The organism is Phocaeicola sp. GP0067 (assembly GCF_031119655.1).
Taxonomy (GTDB): domain Bacteria; phylum Bacteroidota; class Bacteroidia; order Bacteroidales; family Bacteroidaceae; genus Phocaeicola; species Phocaeicola vulgatus.
The window spans coordinates 58,193-77,084 of record NZ_JAVHZY010000013.1 but is presented as its reverse complement, the minus strand read 5'-3'; the positions used below and the strand labels follow the sequence as shown (position 1 = coordinate 77,084).

Sequence of the window (18,892 nt, the reverse complement as noted above, 5' to 3'; positions counted from 1 at the left end):
GATTATGAAAGACAATAAGAATTACGATTATACAGATGAATTTAGCTCTATGGTTCATTCTGCAAGATTTATAAATGCGGCAGAGTTGTCCGGACTGTTCTTTTCCGCTCCTAAGTGGATAACCATTTGGATGAAATTTCGTAATGTCATGGTGAAACCTTTGGGGTTGAAAAAAGAAAGAGATTTATGGGATTTGGTACATATTGAATCCGAGAATATAGCAACGGTATGCAAAAATGATAAGCATCTTGATTTAGAAATTGCGTTTATAACCGAGAGCACGGAATGTGATAGCCAACGCATATCTGTCAGCACAAAAGTCAGATTCCATAATAGTTTAGGAAAATGTTATTTTGCCATAATCAAACCGTTTCACAATTTAATTTGCAAGATACTCTTACAACGGGCAAAAAATAATATTGAAAAATCTTTTTACAGATAAGCATTTTAATGTGTCAGTAATCAATAAAGAATATGAATGCAGAATATAAAGTTGGTGATTTTATTTATAATGCAGATATTTATGATGGGTTGAATAATTCTCTGTCCGATTTGGCGTTTTACAAAAAATGGCTACCTCAAAATAAAGATGCTAAAATACTTGAACTCTGCTGTGGCACGGGTAGACTTACGATTCCAATAGCAAAGGATGGGTATAATATTAAGGGAGTTGATTATACTTTATCCATGCTTGAACGGGCAAAAGAGAAAGCATTTCAAGCTGGGTTAAAAATAGATTTTATTGAAGCGGATATTAGAGAATTAAACTTAGGAGAAAAATTCGATTTTATTTTTATTCCGTTTAATTCAATCCATCATTTGTATAAAAATGAGGATTTATTTGATGCATTGAAAGTCGTAAGAAATCATTTGAAAGAAAAAGGTTTGTTTTTATTGGACTGTTTCAATCCTAATATCCAATATATTGTTGAAAACGAGCGGAAGCAACATGTTATTGCCGAATATACAACCAATGATGAAAAAAAAGTGTTGATAAAACAAAGCATGCACTATGAAAGCGCATCTCAAATTAATCGTATAAAGTGGCAATATTTTATTGATGATAAATTTCATTCAGTCCAAAATATGGACATGAGATTGTTCTTTCCCCAAGAGTTAAATTCATATCTCAAACAAATAGGATTTAATATTATCCATAAATTCGGGGATTTTACAGAGCAAGAATTTGATGACAATTCAGAGAAACAAATATACATTTTGGAACTTAAAAAGTAAGGGTAAGATTATAAAATCATAAACGAAATACAACAAAAATACTGTTTATCTAAAAGTTACAAGCAGTATTTTTTTATTGTATTCAGTAAAATGAACGGTTATATTTTTATCTCTCTGCTTTTCCTTTGTGGTTGTGTTTATTTTACGATTGTTCCGACAAAGGTTTGTGCTCCTGCATTATTCAAGATATATACTGTATAGAATCCGCTGGGTAATGAGGCTATGGACATTTGGGGTGCATAAACAAAATATTTTATTTCTTCACCGGTAGCAGTAAATATTTTCACTGTCTTTGCCTCTTTTATTTCAGGCAGGGTGAGAATATCTCCGTCATTTAGTAAAGGCATGTCCGTTTCTGAAATTGCATTCAGTTCCAAGGGAGCACTTTCGTTTCCAAAACGGTCGGCAGCTGTTACGGCAAAATAACGTTTTTGTCGCCAAGGTGAAATAGGGGTATATTCGTATTCCGTATGGGTGAGATAGGTTTCCAGTAAGTTTCCGGCATCTGTGATATCTACCGGATAGGTATCCGAGGCATAAAGATGATAGGTGACAAGACCTCCGTTGTTATCTGTGGAAATCTGCCAGCTCATATGCATTTTGCCGTCCGGCAACAGTTGCAGGGAAGGCATGGCCGGAGTGGATGGGGGGATGCTGTCCATCCAGGTCATTGGGGGAATCAATGCCGGAGTGGTATAGAAATTCTCTTGGAGTTCGTCCCAAATGCCTTTGGTGTTGTTCAATAGAAAACGATTGCGGAAGTAGGCTTGTCCGTTTAGTTTTATCTGACGGGTGAAATGAAGTTGGCGGACTATTTCGTCCAACGGCCAATTTTGTTCGTCGGGAGAGAGGAAATAAATGCCCAAACCTGGTACTATCCAGCGGTTACCGCAATTCTCTTTCCAATCCAATGCAAAAGGATAGAAATTATTTCCCTGAAAATACATCATCGGGAACAACGCATCATGAATACCTTCTTTTAGCCATTTCTGAGCATCTTGGTAAACTACATGATAAGCGTTCCATCCACGGGAGGGATATCGGTTGGTATCTCGGTATTTGCCAATAGGGGAACTGCTGACTTTCACCCAGGGTTTGATAGTCTTGATGTCGGTATAGAGCCTATGCACAATATCTGTGATATTATCACGCCGCCATTGTTTCAACTCCTTACCTTTGCCGTATTTCCGGTAGGTGTCCTTGTCGGGAAAGTTGTCGGCTTGCTCAGGGTAGCGGATGTAATCGAAATGAATGCCGTCTATATCATAACGGGAAGTTATTTCTTTTACGATGCATGACAGATATTCTTTGGTTCCCGGATTTCCCGGGTCCAAGTACCAGTTACCTTTATAAAGTTTGCAAATAGTCCGGTTTTTCCGTACTACGGAGCTACGTCCTTGCAATTGTACTTGACGGGTGTTTCCGGCAGGAATCGTAACAATCCATGCATGTAGTTCCATGCCGCGTTTGTGGCATTCTCCGATGGCGAAAGCCAAAGGGTCATATCCGGGATTCCCTCCTGTGCTACCTGTCAGTGATTCGGCGAAAGTTTCTATGGCGGAAGGATAAATCATATCTCCGCGCAGACGGGTTTGCAACAATACCGTATTGAAATTGGCGGCTTTCAGACGATCCAGTATATCACATAATTCTTTTTGCTGACGCCGGATGCCTGATGCGTTTACTGCCTTGTTACGAGGCCAGTCCATTCCTCCGAGCGTAGTGAGCCAGGTGGCACGGATTTCATATTTAGGTTGTGAGAAAACGGGTGATAAACTCACTATGACTAGTAATAAAGTTATAAAGAATGTTCGCATTTACTTTAATTTTAGGGCAAAGATACGAAGTAATCAATTAATTCGTTACTTTTGCCCCAACAAAACAAAAAATAGAATATGATAACCTTTATTATTGCATTATTGGTTCTTGTAGGCGGATACTTTTTGTATGGAAGTTATGTGGAACGTGTGTTCGGTCCTGACAAGATAAGGAAGACACCTGCCCTGACCATGGCGGATGGCGTTGACTTTATTCCACTTCCTACTTGGAAGATTTTCATGATTCAATTTTTGAATATAGCCGGCTTAGGACCTATTTTCGGTGCTATAATGGGAGCGAAGTTTGGTACGGCGTCTTATTTGTGGATTGTTTTAGGTACCATTTTTGCCGGGGCGGTACACGATTATTTGTCCGGAATGCTTTCCATTCGGCATGATGGCGAGAGTTTGCCGGAAATTATCGGTCGTTACTTGGGCCTTCCCACAAAGCAGTTGATGCGCGGTTTTACGGTTGTGCTGATGATATTAGTCGGAGCGGTTTTTGTGGCAGGACCTGCCGGATTGCTTGCCAAACTTACTCCGGAGTATATGGATGTTACTTTTTGGATTATAGTCGTATTTGTCTATTATATGTTGGCTACATTGTTGCCGGTAGATAAGATTATAGGAAAAATATATCCGTTGTTTGCCATTGCTTTATTGTTTATGGCGGTGGGGATTTTGGTGATGTTGTTATGGAATCATCCGGCATTGCCCGAAATTACGGACGGGCTGCATAATACCCACCCTGCCGGATTACCAATTTTTCCTATCATGTTTGTTTCTATTGCTTGTGGGGCAATCAGTGGCTTTCATGCCACACAATCTCCGTTGATGGCACGTTGTATGAAGAATGAGAAGTATGGCCGTCCTATTTTTTATGGAGCGATGGTGACCGAAGGGATCGTGGCATTGATTTGGGCTGCTGCCGCTACTTGTTTTTTTCATCAAAATGGTATGGAGGAGAGTAATGCTTCGATTATTGTGGACAGCATAACCAAGGAATGGTTGGGTACGATAGGAGGTTTATTGGCTGTACTGGGGGTAATTGCCGCTCCTATTACCAGTGGAGATACCGCTTTACGTTCAGCTCGTTTGATTGTTGCCGATTTTATGCATTTGGAACAAAAAAGTATAGCGAAACGTTTATTGATTTGTATTCCTATTTTTGCGGTAACTATCGGTATATTGTTGTACAGTCAGCGTGATGCGGCGGGATTTGATATGATATGGCGTTATTTTGCCTGGTGTAATCAGGCTTTGTCTGTGTTTACTTTGTGGGCGGTCACTGTTTTTCTGGTACGTGCGAAAAAGAATTATTATATTACCTTGTTTCCTGCCTTGTTTATGACGGCTGTATGTTCTACTTATATTTGCATTGCTCCCGAAGGATTGGCACTTTCTGATTATGTATCTTATATAATCGGTGGTCTTTGCACGTTGGTAGCCGCTATAGGGTTTGTAAGTTGGTATAGGAAACAAAACAGCATAGTTTATGAAAAAATATAGAAAATCGATTTGGTTGCCTGTCGCTTTGTTGGTTTATACTACAGCGATGGCCGTTTATTTTATTCCGCGTAATACGGAAATAAGTGATACGGAAAAGTATCTCACAGTAGGTTTATCCTATATGATAATAGCGTTGTTATGGATTGTCCTTCGTAAGAAAGAAAAGGCGGAGGAAAGACGTGAACGTGATTTGGAAAATAAAAAATAACTATTAAACGACAACATTATGAAGAAAATTTTAGTCAGCTTGATGCTGTTGGTAATGACTGCACTGAGTGCACATGCTCAATTTGAGAAGGAGGTATGGTATGTGAATGCTTCATTGACAGGGCTTGACCTATCTCATAGCAAGAATGAGGGTACAAATTTTGGTTTCGCTTTGACCGGTGGTGCGTTTGTAGCCGATAATGTGGCTGTATTGCTGAATTTTAAGGGCAATTATGTAGAACATGGAATGGATGAAACCAGTATTGGTGCACAAGGACGTTATTATTTTTCCAGTTGCGGTATTTATGGAGGATTGGGAATGGCGTATAAGCACCTTTCTTGTGTAGGATTTAAAAAGAATCTGGTTTGTTTGACACCGGAAGTCGGATATGCTTTTTTCTTGGGCAGAAATGTGACTATTGAGCCGTCTGTATATTATGACTTGAGTTTTAGTGATATTTCAGAATTTAGTAAATTAGGCTTCAAGATAGGGTTCGGAGTTTACTTCTGATTGATGTAATTCCACCACAGATTACGCAGATTATTGAATGGGAGAATTCATTGAAATTCAATCTATGTAAATCTGTATAATCTGTGGTGGAAAAACTTTTTATGTGAGATTAATGCGCATAGAGATGCGTGAACGGAATTTCTTTACCATCACTACCTGTTACTTTTAATTTCAGTTGTCCTCCGTTTTGGTCGAAATAACGTAATTCCATTGGATGATATCCTTTCGCCAATGCCTTTTGTCCCACTATTTCTTTAGGTCCGTGAGGTCCGTCATTGTCTACTATCTGTTCACTGTCTATGGTCAATGTACTACCATCGTCGGACAGGAGTGCAAAAGTGTAGATATCGTCTTGAGGAGCATTGAAATATCCTTTGATAATCAGTCCGATATTTCCTTTTACTTTTTTAGGAATCATAACGTCTTCCACTGGATAAGTACCATTGACCGGAGCTTTTTCTATTTCACTGCATTTATTTCCTTTAAATTCGTGCCATGTAGCTTTCAAACCCGGATTGGAAGGAGCGGCAGTTACAGAGGGGGTATATTCACTTTTGATGAAACGTGTCTTGGCTATGTCACCTTTCTTTCCATTAGGGCGGAAGGTGCAGAAAGTAAAGTCTGTGGTTTCAGTCACTTTGATGGGACCTTCATATACGGGAGATTGTAAAGTAGGAGTACTGCCATCAGTGGTATAGTGAATTTTCGCAGTGGGGTCAAGGCAAGTTACATTGATGGTTCCTTCACCGATAAAGGCGTTGACGGCATTAAAGCCTTCCAAATCGGGTATACGGTAATTGATACCCATGATATTGAGACGTTCAAACTGATCAGACAGGCGTTGTTTGAAGGCATTCCAGTCTTTTTGCTCCGGTTTGCTCCAACCTAATTCGGCAATAGCCAGCAAACGTGGAATGGCCATATATTGCATACGTGCGTTGGAAGGAATCCATTCGCACCAAATATTTCCCTGCACTCCTAAAATCAGCGACTGCTGCTCGGGAGTCAGGTTGTCTGTCGTATCCAGATTATAAATGCTTGCCATAGAATTCTTGTCTTCTGCATAATCCAAATAAAATTGTCCGTTAGGAGTGAAAATGACAGGGTTGCCTTGTGCCGTTGCCTTGGTCGCTGCATCTTTTACCCAGCTGCGCCACCACATTACGGTGGCTGTTTTAGACAATCCGCCTTCAATGATTTCATCCCAGCCTATCATTTCTTTGCCTTTCCCGTTAAAGAATCTCTCCATGTCATGAATGAACCATGATTGCAGTTCTTCTTCGGTTTTCAGATTATTGTCATGCATACGTTTCTGGCAGTCCGGACATTTTTTCCAATTGGTTTTTTCTACTTCGTCACCTCCTATATGTACATACTTATAGGGGAAAAGGGCTATCAGTTCTGCATAAATATTCTTGCAGAACTCCAATGCAGAGTCTTTCCCCGGACAAACAGGTGAGGAGAAGACGCTTCCCCAACCGGTTTCGTTAAAACAGGAAACACCTTCATAGTTACTCACAGCTGCCAGCATGTGTCCCGGCATATCAATTTCGGGAATAATATCTATGCCTCGTATTTTGGCGTATGCTATGACATCCTTGATATCTTCCTGAGTGTAGTAGCCTCCATATAGGGTGTCACCTTCTACGATGCGTATCTTGTCTTCGGGAATTGCCATATCCGGATTGTTGTCAGTCTTTGACTGACGTATGCATTCGCGGTCATGGGAATTGAATTTGCGCCAGGCTCCTTTTTCCGTCAGTAAAGGATATTTCTTGATTTCGATACGCCATCCTTGGTCATCGGTAAGATGCCAGTGGAATTTATTCATCTTGTAAAGGGCCATGACATCCAGTAATTCTTTCACCTCATCTATTGTGTAGAAATGGCGGGATACGTCCAGCATGATGCCTCTCCATTCAAAGCGGGGGGCATCTTGAATGTTAACGGCCGGTATGGCCCAGTCTGTACCTTTAACAATTTCTTTAGATTCTATTTGCGGGGGAAACAGCTGTCTGAGGGATTCGATACCTGCAATGACACCTCCGTAAGAGTTACCTGTAATGTTGACCTTATCGCTCTCGGCTGTCAGGGTATAAGCACCTTCTTTTCCTTGAACATCCCCCAAGGCAAGGGTGATGGTTCCTTCGCCTTCTTTTACTTTAAGGTCGTAGCCTGTGGCACTGGAAAGCATATCGGCCAAATACTCGGCTGCGGGAATTAGTTCGGCGTCAATAACACCGATGGAGGTATTACTTTTCAATACAAAAGCACCGTTTGTTTCCTCCAGATGGTTGGTTATGGGTACAATGGATACCTCTTTTGTTACAGGGGGAGTACTGGTACATGCTCCCAACATCAATGTGCCTGCTAACATACAGGCGGTCATTAACTGCTTATGTGTACATTTGGTCATAGGATAATAAATTAGGTTATTGGACAAAGATAACAGAAATATTGGGAAAAACGATATTATTTGGCGGGATATTGGAAAGTAACCAGTACTCCTTTATGGTCTGTAGGCCATACGCCCAATGGTTCTATAAACTTGTCTTTAGATGTTTCCTGAACACGCTGTGCACGGACTATGGAATTTTTCGGACCGAAAATGGCGGCGTCTTTCACTTTCAACCCCTTTTCGGGATAATACCAAATGTAATCTATACGGTCGCGTTCATCTGCTTTGGGAGCCCAGGTTATTTTGTCGGCGGGCTTTGCCGGATTATCCGAAGGATAAGTGAAGCCGGGATAGTTTAATACATCTGGATAGAATTCTCGATAGGCGTCTTTCAATCCGGCTTCGTCTAACAGGACAGGAACTGTCCAGGGGATTACAAAGCCATGATGGTCATACAGGTCTTTGGTCTCTTCAGTCCAATCTTGATGTGAAGGTTCATTAAAATCTCCTCCTAAAATGATGGTGTAGCCGGCTGCACGATCTTTTTTTGCCTGTTCAATGAATAGTCTGATGGCGTCATCGCGTTGTGAGGCTACATTTCTCTTTAATACTTCTTCTACGGTAGTGGGGATAGGGATTTCTTCCCAAGTAGAACCATCATATCCGCGTACATTATAATAGGCGTCATCCAAATAATCAAGATGAGCGGTATAGACTGCTATTTTCTGTCCGTTCATATCGGCTGTAAGGCGATAGATACTGCCGTGGTCATTCTTTTCGGGAAAAACGGTTAATGAATCAGTGATGGGGTATCGGCTTAACAGACCTGTATCATAGGTATAGAAGGAATAATAGGTTTCTCCTTTTTCCTTTAATGATTGTACTAGGCGGGCAGTGAAATTGGTGTTTTCGTAATTACGTACTTCGCTCAATGTGACGAAGTCCGGACGAAGACGGGCTATTTCATTCACAATAGCGTCGTAACCACCGGGAATTACAGTTCCTTCTTGCCAAATGTTCCATTGAAGAACGGTGAATTCTTTCTCTTTTTGTGAACATCCCAATAGGAAAGGGAACAGCAAGAGTAGTAAAAAAAGTTTTTTCATATTCTGTTGATTTATAAGGTTGTTAATTCAATTCTAAATTTACTCATATTTTCGTTTAGATTGACAATGCGGAAAACATTAAAACAGATTTTTAGTAAAATGATTCTGCAATCATACCACAAAATGCTAAATTTACAGAACGGAATAAATCACTTTTAAATTCCCATTTATCATCTAGTGGTATATTGCGTATAATCATATTTAATAATTTGTATCAGTTTGGACAATCAGCGGTGAATAAAAAATCAATCAGGAGAATCCATCGCCAGTTTTTCCTTCAAAAACTGTCCCGTATAAGATGCCGCACATGCTGCAACCTCTTCCGGAGTGCCCGCAACTACCAGATTTCCTCCCATATTTCCTCCTTCGGGTCCTAGGTCAATCACATGGTCGGCACATTTTATCACATCCATATTATGCTCGATAATGATAATGGTATGTCCGCGGCTGATTAAGGCTTCAAATGCTTCCAGCAGTTTCTTGATATCATGAAAATGCAGACCTGTGGTTGGTTCATCGAATACAAAAATAGTGGGTTGTGCTTTCTCTATGCTCAGAAAATAAGCTAGTTTTACGCGTTGGTTCTCGCCGCCGGAAAGAGTGGAGGAGGCTTGTCCTAACTTTATATATCCCAATCCCACTTCTTGTAATGGAATTAGTTTCTTCACTATCTTTTTTTGATTGTATTCGGCAAAGAATTCAATGGCTTGATTCACTGTCATTTCCAGAATGTCATAGATGCTCTTGTCTTGGAATTTTATTTCCAGCGTGTCGCTCTTGAAACGTTTTCCATGACAAGACTCACATTCTAGTACCAAATCTGCCATAAATTGCATTTCAACGGTTACCGTACCGTCACCTTTGCATTCCTCACAGCGCCCGCCTTCGGTATTGAATGAGAAATATCCGGCAGTATATCCCATTTGCTTGGCAAGAGGCTGTTCGGCAAAGAGTTTTCGTATTTCGTCGTATGCTTTTACATAGGTTACCGGATTGCTGCGTGATGATTTTCCGATAGGATTCTGGTCTACAAATTCAATATCTTTCACCAGCTGTACATCTCCTTCCAAAGAGATGAACTCACCCGGCCGTTCGCTAGCTTCACTATATTCGCGTTTCAATGCCTTGTAAAAGACATCACGTACCAACGTACTCTTCCCCGAACCGCTGACTCCCGTAACTACCGTCATTACATTCAGTGGAAATTTTACGTCAATGCCTTTAAGGTTGTTTTCACGCGCACCTTTTATTTCTATATAATTGTTCCACGGACGATGGCATCGGGGAATCTCTATGTTTTCTTCTCCCAACAAATAGCGCACCGTATAACTGTTACTGTTTCTTTGAAGATCGTTCATGTTGCCTTGATATACTATTTGTCCTCCTAAACGTCCTGCTTGAGGACCGATATCAATGATATAATCGGCAGCACGGATTATTTCTTCATCATGTTCTACCACTACTACGGTGTTTCCCAGCTCCTGTAACTGACGAAGTACTTTTATCAGCCGGTCGGTGTCACGGCTGTGTAATCCGATACTGGGCTCGTCCAGGATATAGAGTGAGCCTACCAAGCTGCTGCCTAATGAGGTGGCCAGATTGATGCGCTGGCTTTCACCGCCGGAGAGCGAGTTGCTGAGACGGTTCAGTGTAAGATATCCCAAACCCACATCCATGAGGAAGTTGATGCGGTTGGTAATTTCCGTTAAGATCCGTTTGGCGATGGCTGTGTCATGTGCATCTAGTTCTAGAGTGCGGAAGAATTCTTTTAAGTCGTGAATAGGTAAGTCAACCAGTTGAGAGATGGATTTTCCACCTACTTTTACATAACCGGCTTCTTTTTTCAAGCGTGTTCCGTGGCAGACAGGACAAATAGTTTTTCCCCTGTATCGTGCCAGCATCACACGATATTGTATTTTATATTGGTTTTCTTCCAGCATTTTGAAGAAAGAATCTATACAGGCCTTATTTCTAGGTCCATGCCATAAATAATCTTTTTGTTCCTGTGTCAGTTCATAATAAGGGGCGAAGATGGGGAAATCGTGGGCGGGAGCTTCATGAATGAATTCCTGTAGCCATTCCCCCATCTTTTCACCACGCCAGCAAAGGACAGCTCCGTCATATACACTCAGAGCACGGTTTGGAATCACCAGATGTTCATCTATACCTATCACTTTACCGAAGCCTTCGCATTCGGGACAAGCGCCGAGAGGGGAATTGAATGAAAACATTTGGTCATTCGGTTCTTCGAATTTAATTCCGTCGGCCTCGAATTTAGTGCTGAAAGAGAACAGCTGCGTACTTCCGTCAGCAGAGTAGAAGCGGAGGAGGCAATTCCCGTCTCCCTCGTACATGGCCGTTTCGGCAGAATCGGTGAGGCGGCTGATACTGTCTTTGCTATCATCGGCTGTCATGCGATCTACCAGCAGATAGATGTTTTGTTTTTTATCTTCGGCAGCTGTTTGTTGCAGAAAATCTTCTATACGGACTATTTCACGGTTCACCTCTATACGGGTAAATCCTTGTTTCAAGTCCATTTCCAGTTGCTGGAGCAGTGTACGGCCTTCACGGGGCATCATAGGAGTGAGAACCGTGTATTTCGTTCCTTTAGGAAAGGAAAGCATACAGTTTACAATATCTTCAATACTATGTTTTTTCACCAGTTGCCCGCTAATGGGGGAATAAGTCTTCCCCACGCGTGCATAGAGCAGTCGCAGATACTCATATATTTCGGTGGAAGTACCCACGGTGGAACGAGGATTGCGGCTGTTCACTTTTTGCTCTATGGCGATAGCGGGTGGTATACCTTTGATGAAATCACACTCAGGCTTGCTCATGCGGCCCAGAAATTGACGGGCGTATGATGACAGGCTTTCTACATAGCGTCGCTGACCTTCAGCGTATAATGTATCAAAAGCCAAGGATGATTTTCCGGAACCGGATAGTCCCGTGATGACGACCAGCTTGTTGCGTGGAATGTTTACATCGATGTTTTTGAGGTTGTTTACCTTTGCTCCTTTTATGGATATATAGTTACTTTCTGACATTCTTTATTGAATTTGGTTTAATATGCAAAGATAATTATAAGTTTTCTTATCTTTGCAAGCGTATTAAACAAGAATAACAAAATGAGAGCAAAAACTATTCTTCTTTTATTGATAGCACTACTTTTTACTTCTGTTGTCAGTGCTCAGACACGTTATCCTAAACGTGAGTTCCGCGGTGCATGGATTCAGTGTGTGAATGGACAGTTCCAGGGAATGCCGACAGAGAAGATACAGCGGCTGTTAATAAATCAACTAAACAGTCTGCAGGGCGCAGGCATTAATGCGATAATTTTTCAGGTACGTGCAGAAGCCGATGCCTTGTATAAATCTTCTTATGAGCCGTGGAGCCGCTTTCTTACAGGAGTGCAGGGCAGAGTGCCTTCACCTTACTGGGACCCGATGCAGTTCATGATTGATGAATGCCATAAGCGTGGAATGGAGTTCCATGCCTGGATTAACCCTTACCGTGCCAAGACAAAGGGAACTACTGCCTTATCACCCATTCATCCGTATAATAAGAATCCGGAACGTTTCGTGAATTATGCTGGTCAACTTTATTTTGATCCGGCTTTGCCCGAAAACCGTAAATACATTTGCAAGATTGTGCGCGATATTGTTACCCGTTATGATGTGGATGCCATTCATATGGATGATTATTTCTATCCTTATCCCAACCCGGGCGAAGATTTTCCTGATCATGTCAGTTTTGCGCAATATGGTCGCGGATACAGTAATAAAGCCGATTGGCGCCGTGACAACGTGAATGTGCTGATAAAGGAAATTCACGAAACTGTGCGCGAGTGTAAGCCGTGGGTGAAGTTCGGTGTTTCTCCTTTTGGTATCTACCGCAACAAGAAAAATGATCCGAATGGAAGTGATACACGCGGTCTTCAGAATTATGATGATTTGTATGCAGATGTGCTGATGTGGATTAATAATGGTTGGGTAGATTATAATATCCCTCAGATTTATTGGGAAATAGGTCATCCTGCTGCCGATTATGACAACTTGATACATTGGTGGGCAAAACATGCCGCTTCGCGTCCGTTATTTATCGGTCAGGATGTGATGCGTACGGTGAACAAGGCGGATGCCCGTAATCCGTTACAAAACCAGATGCCTGCCAAAATGAAGTTGCAACGGTCGCTTCCTACCGTGCAGGGAAGTTGTCAATGGTATGCTGCTGCAGTGGTGGATAATGCCGGCAATTACCGCACTATGCTGGAGAAGGAGTATCATCGTTATCCGGCTTTGATTCCTGAATCTCCTTTTATGGACGATAAGGCTCCAGGTAAAGTAAAGAAGGTGAAGATGGTATGGACGTATGAAGGTCCGGTACTCTTCTGGACAGCTCCGAAGGCAAAGGACGAGATGGACAAAGCTGTACAGTATGTGGTTTATCGCTTTGATAAAAAAGAAAAAGTCAATTTGGATGATGCTTCCCATATTGTAGCCATTACCCGTGACCATTTTTATCCATTACCTTATAACGATGGAAAAACGAAGTACCAGTATGTGGTGACAGCGTTGGACCGTTTGCACAATGAGTCGAAGGGTACTAAAAAGAAAGTAAAACTGTAAGAAGCGGGAGTGTTTCTTTAATTTTAGATTTTATTTTTACTGCCACTGCCTGGGTATTATATTCACGTCCTATCGATGAATAAAGAATTCCGGGGCAGTGGCAGTTGATTTGTATGCCGCCTGTTTTCCGGGTGCTATATTGTTTATGTTGAAATCAGGAAAAGGTTATAACATCTGTAATCCATCTATTGCGGCTTTATCTAATCAGTGATGACAAAGAGTTGATGATTATTTCCGGAGCCGATCATATGGATTTTTTTGATGATTTCCCATAATCGTCCTATTCTCAGTAAAGCAGGAACCCTGCCACTCCGCAAAGTATAATCATTAATATAGGATTGATTTTGTATTTCCGTGTACCTATAAAGGTTACTAGAAAAATAATTATACTGATGATGAATTGATACAAATCTATTTGATAACTGCCGAAGTTTTCAGCATTCATCAAGACGAGTGCAGCTGCTGCCAGCAGACCTACTACTGCCGGACGCAACCCTTTGAATACGGCTTCTACAACCGGATGCTTTTGGTATTTCAAGAAGAACCGGCTGATGATTACCATTAATATGAACGATGGAAAAACTACAGCAAAAGTAGCTATGCAAGAACCGAATATAGCCCAGCTTTCATTGTAGCCTGCATTCAATACCGCAGTATATCCCACATAAGTAGCAGAGTTGATGCCAATGGGACCCGGTGTCATTTGGCTGATAGCGATGATATCTGTAAATTCGCTGGCACTGATCCAATTATATCTTGTTACTACTTCTCCTTGTATCATGGACAACATGGCATAGCCTCCTCCGAAACCGAAGAGCCCTATTTTACAGAATGTGTAGAATAAATATAGAAAAATCATTTGGATGAATATTTATGTTTGTACTTGCCATATATAAAACCTCCCACGCCCGCTATTATGATAATGTAGACTGGAGACACGTCCAATACCCAGATAAGCAATGCGGATACTATTGGTATCCAGACAGTGTAACGGTTTATCTTGGCGGATTTTGCCATGGAGAAAGTGGGAGCTGCAATAAGGGCTACTACCGCCGGGCGAATTCCCTTGAATATATTCTCTACAATTGGATATTGTTTGAACTGTTGAAAGAACAAGGCAATTGCCAATATGATAAAGAAAGAGGGGAGTATTGTGCCTAAAGCCATTGCCAATGCTCCACGGAATTTACGCAATTTATATCCGATAAATATGGCAATATTTACAGCAAATATTCCGGGTACAGACTGAGTGAGGGCTAATAAATCAATAAAATCCTCTTTGTCAATCCATTTTCGTTTGTCCACTATTTCATCTTGAATTAGGGGAACCATAGCATATCCTCCGCCAATAGTAAATAGTCCTATTTTTAGGAAGATAAGAAATGATTGTAAATAGAAATTCATTTTTTTAATTTTGTTTCATATAAGTGCTTGGTGGAACTCCGTAGTATTTCTTAAATGTATCCGTAAAATATTTGGGATCACTGAATCCCATCATATCCGAAACTTCGGATACGGTATAACGTTTGCTTTTCAATAAAATGCTAGCTTCGTTCATACGTACTTTACGTATAAAGTCACTGGGCGAATCATTGGTTAAGGCCTTTATTTTATTGTATAAACTACTCCGGCTCATATTCATTGCATCACATAGGTTTTCTACGTTCATTTCTTTGTTTATACTACTTTTTATGATGTCGGTAGCTTTTAAAAGAAATTCCTGTTCCAAACTGACCGTCGGATCATCTGATACCTCGTCTGCATTGAATTTGAATTGTGAGAAACGCTTTTTCATGATTTCCCTGTTCGCCAGAACGTTGGTTATGTTTGCTTTCAGTACTTCCATGTCAAATGGTTTGACTATGTATTTATCGGCTTTGGTCTGTAAGCCTTTGATAATACTTTCTTTATCGTTCAATGCGGTCAGCAATATGATAGGTATATGACTGGTTTCAATATTACTTTTCAATATATTGCACATTTTGTCTCCATTCATGATAGGCATCATTACATCCGACAGTATCAGATCAGGTTGTCGCTCTTTGATAAAATCCAGTGCTTCTTGCCCGTTTCCTACATCAGACACATGATAATCTTCCGATAGTGTATGCAATAGGAAAGTACGCAATTCCATATTATCTTCCACTATCAGAATGGAAGCGGCATGTGTTTTGACCGGCTTGTTTTTGATCTCTTTCACCAGTTCTTCCGGATTGCCTTCGATGACAGGCAGCGGGTCAATTACATCAGCTTTTTTGAATATACGGTAGTTGTATTTCCGACTTTTGATAGGGAATGCCAGTTTGAAGGTAGTTCCTACATTCTCTATACTGCTCATTGATATTTTGCCGGCATGGCTTTTTATCAGTTTGTAGGTAAGCAGCATGCCGATGCCGCTTCCTGTGATTTGCAGATTGATGGCATTATTCCCTCTGAATAGGCTTTTGAACATTTTCTTTTGTTCATTGGCGGGGATCCCGATTCCTGTATCTGTAATAGTGATGAACCAATGACTTTTATTTTTCTGAGTTTGCACAGTGACATTGCCCCCCTGACAGGTATATTTCAAGGCATTTGTCATCAGGTTACGGATAATGGAATCCATCTTGTTTCTGTCCAGCCATACTTCCTGGCTTTCGAAATTAGTTTCAAATATGATATTTATCTGTCTTTTGCGGGCATATAAATTGAACTGTTCCAAATAGTTTTTGATATAGTTGTTCAATTCGTATCGGGATACATATACAGTGGAGGTATACAGTTCCTCTTTTTCAAAATTAATCAGATTACTGGCTAACTCAGACAGATTGTCTGTATTTTGTATAGCTAGGTTGATATTGATTCTTCCCTGTTCGGACAGGTTTTCGTTTTTAAGAATCTCTCCCAAAGGAGCTTTTATCAAAGTCAGCGGTGTACGTATATCATGCGCCGTGTTGATAAAGAACCGGATTTTTTCTTTTGAATTGTTTCTGTCTTTCCTAAGCCACAAATAACGTAAGACAATTACTCCGACCAGTATAAAAATGATCAGATAAAGAATGCCTGCCCAAAAAGTAGCCCACCAAGGTGGGGTTACGGTTATGAAAAGTGAACGTTCTTCTAACAAATGGTGATCATCCATCAGGATGGCCCTCACTCTTAATTTATACTTACCGGGACCGATATTAGTGTAACGTATGCGGTTATCGTTCGTGAGTGAAGTCCATTCATCATAAAACCCTTCCAGTTTCCAGGAATAGACGATGTTGGAGGGATTATCATAATTGATGGAAGACACATCCAATGAAAAAATATTCTGGTCGTAATTCAGTATGATATGCCGGGTATCATCAATTTCTTCTTTTAAAGGGGAACCTTTTTCACCAGGCATTACTTTCTGATAGAGCAGTCGGAAATTATCAAATACCATTTTGGATTTGAATTGATGAGGCAGCGTGACGGTATCTGCCAGTTCAATGGCTCCGTCTCCACATCCGAAAATAAATTTTTTATCGCGTGTATGTACTCCGGCAGCTTGGTTAAAGCTGGTAGACATCAACCCTTGTTCTTTTGTCCAGTTAGAGAATATTTTTTCTTTTGTTTTGAAACGGGTCAACCCTTTTTCTGTACTAATGATCAAATCGTCTTCCAAAGCAGACAGTATGCAATGAATATTATTAGATATCAGAGCTGAATTATTGACATGGTAATTAGTTACTTTTTCTGTATAATTGTTGTAAATCCATATACCGGAACCATGTGTACCAATGAAAGTGATGTTCTTTTTACTTTGATAAATAGTATTTATGCAGCCTAGTTCGGAGTCTAGATTCACCGCTTTGAGCTCTTGATTGACCTTATTGAACTGATACAATCCATTGATAGTTCCTATCCATAAATTGTGGGCGTCCTTATTGGTGATATAGGTGATAGGGAAATCCATTTTATAACAATGCATTTCCTTTGTATCCATATCATAACTTTTTAAATTGTAATATCCTCCGGCCCAAATCAGATTATCCCAATCCTTATAAATACAACGAATATATTTATCCGGTTTTATGGTGTCATCATTTAATGTCTGGGGAATAAAATATTGTGTGGTCATGTTTTTCTTATCTATTTTGTACATTCCCGACATATATCCTCCTACTAAAATAATTCCTGGCCGGGATTCACATATAGAGATAAATACATGATTTTGATTAGGTGTGTCATGCTGATAAGTTGATAATAAATTCGTCCATTGTTTGGTGGAAGGACGGTAGCAACATACGCCATTATTGGTCGCATACCAAATATCTCCTTCAGAATCTTCCAATATATAGTTCACTTGGTTATCTATCAGTGAGTTGGGATTGTCGTAAGAGTGCTGTATCCATTTATATCCGGGATATTTCTCGGAATACACAGTAATTCCTATAGGATAGACTGCCATCCATAATTTTTGATCATCATCAATATAGATATCATTAATGATATTACCGTTCATTTTATTGGAATGGTTGTGGTCGGCATTTAGAAAATTTGTCAATTCGTAAGTGCCCAAGTTTAATTTATATACGCCTGCGCCATTAGTTGCTATTAGCACCTCGTTTTCATTTTCTTTACTTGCTATGATAGAGTTGACATTAATGTCTTGTAGTCCGTTGTGTACATCAATCAGTTGGCGGCTATGGATATTGTATAGATAAATACCATCCAGCAAGGTACCTATTACTAGCATTTGGGTTTCCGGATGAAAATAGATGTAGTTCACTATATGAAAATTATCCAGTTCCGGATGCTTGATTGTTTCTAATCGGCCATGATTCAGTTTTGCACAGTAAATCTTGTGGCTGGATGCCAGAAAATATTGGTTGTTCGTAGATTTTGCAATATATGTGATTTCTTCTTTGATAGGACTTTCCAGTTGAATAAGTTCATGGGTATCTATGTCGAAAAGATATTGTTTGTTTTTAGTGCAAAGCAATATATTATTGTCTTTGGAGTCAAGAAATGAAGCGGTGAGCGGCAGTCCGCTGTTGCTTTTGTCCTTACTGGCAAAATCGCAAACTAGTTCAAATTTATCTTGTAAGGAATTGTACCTGAATAGATGACCGGTTTTTCCTATCTCCCAAACCACTCCTGCCGTATCTGTTTGCAAAGTGTTCAAGTTAGGAAAAAAGTTCAATAGTTTTCCGTTGGCTGTTAAGCTATAGTGTGTGTATTGTTTTCCGTTGTACCTGTCTATTCCTTCGTGAGTGAGAAACCACATATAGCCCTTTTTATCTTTTCGTATAGATAAAACTCTACGGCTGCTCAAACCATTCTGAGTATCCAGATACTGGTATAGTTGAGCAACGGCAGGTGTTACCAAAATAACAAAAAGGCATATAAGTAAAAGAATTCTTCTCATATTATTAGGAGGCAAAATCCTTACAAAGTTCGTAATTTCCCTTAACATATCAAAATCTGTTATATACAAAAAAAGCGGTAATCAGTATGACTCACCGCTTTTT

The 18,892-nt window shown here is 40.4% G+C and carries 13 protein-coding genes; 6 read left to right on the top strand and 7 right to left on the bottom strand.

From position 1 onward, the window contains the following. Positions 1 to 4: 4 nt before the first annotated feature. Complete coding sequence (locus RE317_RS11865; protein ID WP_008670244.1) at positions 5 to 442, top strand: DUF2867 domain-containing protein; 438 nt, start codon at positions 5 to 7, stop codon at positions 440 to 442. A gap of 32 nt (positions 443 to 474) precedes the next feature. Continuing rightward, positions 475 to 1,236 carry a class I SAM-dependent methyltransferase gene (locus RE317_RS11860; protein WP_008670242.1) on the top strand — a complete coding sequence of 254 codons (762 nt, stop codon included), beginning with the start codon at positions 475 to 477 and terminating at the stop codon, positions 1,234 to 1,236. Positions 1,237 to 1,373: 137 nt separating this feature from the next. On the opposite strand, the gene RE317_RS11855 is transcribed toward RE317_RS11860, so the two are convergent. Next, positions 1,374 to 3,053, bottom strand: coding sequence for a glycoside hydrolase family 10 protein (locus RE317_RS11855; protein ID WP_008670240.1), 1,680 nt, complete (start codon positions 3,051 to 3,053; stop codon positions 1,374 to 1,376). Between the two features lie 78 nt (positions 3,054 to 3,131). Here RE317_RS11855 and RE317_RS11850 point away from each other — a divergent pair, with 78 nt between their 5' ends. From RE317_RS11850 to RE317_RS11840, 3 genes are read left to right on the top strand one after another with little or no spacing between them, the layout of a single operon-like run. Further along, the gene (locus RE317_RS11850; protein WP_005851068.1) at positions 3,132 to 4,562 is read left to right on the top strand and encodes a carbon starvation protein A; all 1,431 of its coding nucleotides are present in this window, start codon (positions 3,132 to 3,134) and stop codon (positions 4,560 to 4,562) included. Continuing rightward, positions 4,549 to 4,770, top strand: a complete 222-nt coding sequence (locus RE317_RS11845; protein ID WP_005851069.1) for a hypothetical protein — start codon at positions 4,549 to 4,551, stop codon at positions 4,768 to 4,770. Before RE317_RS11850 ends, RE317_RS11845 begins: the two co-directional genes overlap by 14 nt. Before the next feature lie 18 nt (positions 4,771 to 4,788). Further along, positions 4,789 to 5,280, top strand: a complete 492-nt coding sequence (locus tag RE317_RS11840) for a hypothetical protein (RefSeq protein WP_005851070.1) — start codon at positions 4,789 to 4,791, stop codon at positions 5,278 to 5,280. A gap of 109 nt (positions 5,281 to 5,389) precedes the next feature. Here the strand turns inward: RE317_RS11840 and RE317_RS11835 are convergent, their stop codons facing one another. The 3 genes from RE317_RS11835 to uvrA all read right to left on the bottom strand — a co-directional run bounded on the left by RE317_RS11835 (position 5,390) and on the right by uvrA (position 11,831). Continuing rightward, positions 5,390 to 7,696 carry a family 20 glycosylhydrolase gene (locus tag RE317_RS11835; protein WP_008670239.1) on the bottom strand — a complete coding sequence of 769 codons (2,307 nt, stop codon included), beginning with the start codon at positions 7,694 to 7,696 and terminating at the stop codon, positions 5,390 to 5,392. A gap of 56 nt (positions 7,697 to 7,752) precedes the next feature. Then, positions 7,753 to 8,784 carry an endonuclease/exonuclease/phosphatase family protein gene (locus tag RE317_RS11830; protein ID WP_005843009.1) on the bottom strand — a complete coding sequence of 344 codons (1,032 nt, stop codon included), beginning with the start codon at positions 8,782 to 8,784 and terminating at the stop codon, positions 7,753 to 7,755. 245 nt (positions 8,785 to 9,029) lie between these two features. Next, entirely contained in the window at positions 9,030 to 11,831 is a 2,802-nt protein-coding gene (gene uvrA, locus RE317_RS11825) for an excinuclease ABC subunit UvrA (RefSeq protein WP_008670238.1), read from the bottom strand. Between the two features lie 81 nt (positions 11,832 to 11,912). Between uvrA and RE317_RS11820 the strand changes: the two genes are divergently transcribed. Beyond that, entirely contained in the window at positions 11,913 to 13,412 is a 1,500-nt protein-coding gene (locus tag RE317_RS11820) for a glycoside hydrolase family 10 protein (protein ID WP_005843004.1), read from the top strand. Positions 13,413 to 13,698: 286 nt separating this feature from the next. Here the strand turns inward: RE317_RS11820 and RE317_RS11815 are convergent, their stop codons facing one another. The 3 genes from RE317_RS11815 to RE317_RS11805 are packed head-to-tail and all read right to left on the bottom strand — an operon-like array spanning position 13,699 to position 18,837. Further along, positions 13,699 to 14,271: a chromate transporter gene (locus RE317_RS11815; protein WP_005843003.1), complete on the bottom strand. Its 573-nt coding sequence runs from the start codon at positions 14,269 to 14,271 to the stop codon at positions 13,699 to 13,701. After that, positions 14,268 to 14,816 carry a chromate transporter gene (locus RE317_RS11810; protein WP_005843001.1) on the bottom strand — a complete coding sequence of 183 codons (549 nt, stop codon included), beginning with the start codon at positions 14,814 to 14,816 and terminating at the stop codon, positions 14,268 to 14,270. The genes RE317_RS11815 and RE317_RS11810 overlap by 4 nt, the downstream gene beginning before the upstream one ends. Before the next feature lie 4 nt (positions 14,817 to 14,820). Next, a complete protein-coding gene (locus RE317_RS11805) occupies positions 14,821 to 18,837 on the bottom strand; it encodes a hybrid sensor histidine kinase/response regulator transcription factor (RefSeq protein ID WP_005851075.1) in 4,017 nt (1,338 codons plus the stop codon). Positions 18,838 to 18,892: the final 55 nt, after the last annotated feature.

Excerpts from the sequence above, each read along its gene's own strand:
- RE317_RS11865 (WP_008670244.1), top strand. The coding sequence starts at position 5 with ATGAAAGACAATAAGAATTACGATTATACAGATGAATTTAGCTCTATG.
- RE317_RS11860 (WP_008670242.1), top strand. The coding sequence starts at position 475 with ATGAATGCAGAATATAAAGTTGGTGATTTTATTTATAATGCAGATATT.
- RE317_RS11855 (WP_008670240.1), bottom strand. The coding sequence starts at position 3,053 with ATGCGAACATTCTTTATAACTTTATTACTAGTCATAGTGAGTTTATCA.
- RE317_RS11850 (WP_005851068.1), top strand. The coding sequence starts at position 3,132 with ATGATAACCTTTATTATTGCATTATTGGTTCTTGTAGGCGGATACTTT.
- RE317_RS11845 (WP_005851069.1), top strand. The coding sequence starts at position 4,549 with ATGAAAAAATATAGAAAATCGATTTGGTTGCCTGTCGCTTTGTTGGTT.
- RE317_RS11840 (WP_005851070.1), top strand. The coding sequence starts at position 4,789 with ATGAAGAAAATTTTAGTCAGCTTGATGCTGTTGGTAATGACTGCACTG.
- RE317_RS11835 (WP_008670239.1), bottom strand. The coding sequence starts at position 7,696 with ATGACCAAATGTACACATAAGCAGTTAATGACCGCCTGTATGTTAGCA.
- RE317_RS11830 (WP_005843009.1), bottom strand. The coding sequence starts at position 8,784 with ATGAAAAAACTTTTTTTACTACTCTTGCTGTTCCCTTTCCTATTGGGA.
- uvrA (WP_008670238.1), bottom strand. The coding sequence starts at position 11,831 with ATGTCAGAAAGTAACTATATATCCATAAAAGGAGCAAAGGTAAACAAC.
- RE317_RS11820 (WP_005843004.1), top strand. The coding sequence starts at position 11,913 with ATGAGAGCAAAAACTATTCTTCTTTTATTGATAGCACTACTTTTTACT.
- RE317_RS11815 (WP_005843003.1), bottom strand. The coding sequence starts at position 14,271 with ATGATTTTTCTATATTTATTCTACACATTCTGTAAAATAGGGCTCTTC.
- RE317_RS11810 (WP_005843001.1), bottom strand. The coding sequence starts at position 14,816 with ATGAATTTCTATTTACAATCATTTCTTATCTTCCTAAAAATAGGACTA.
- RE317_RS11805 (WP_005851075.1), bottom strand. The coding sequence starts at position 18,837 with ATGTTAAGGGAAATTACGAACTTTGTAAGGATTTTGCCTCCTAATAAT.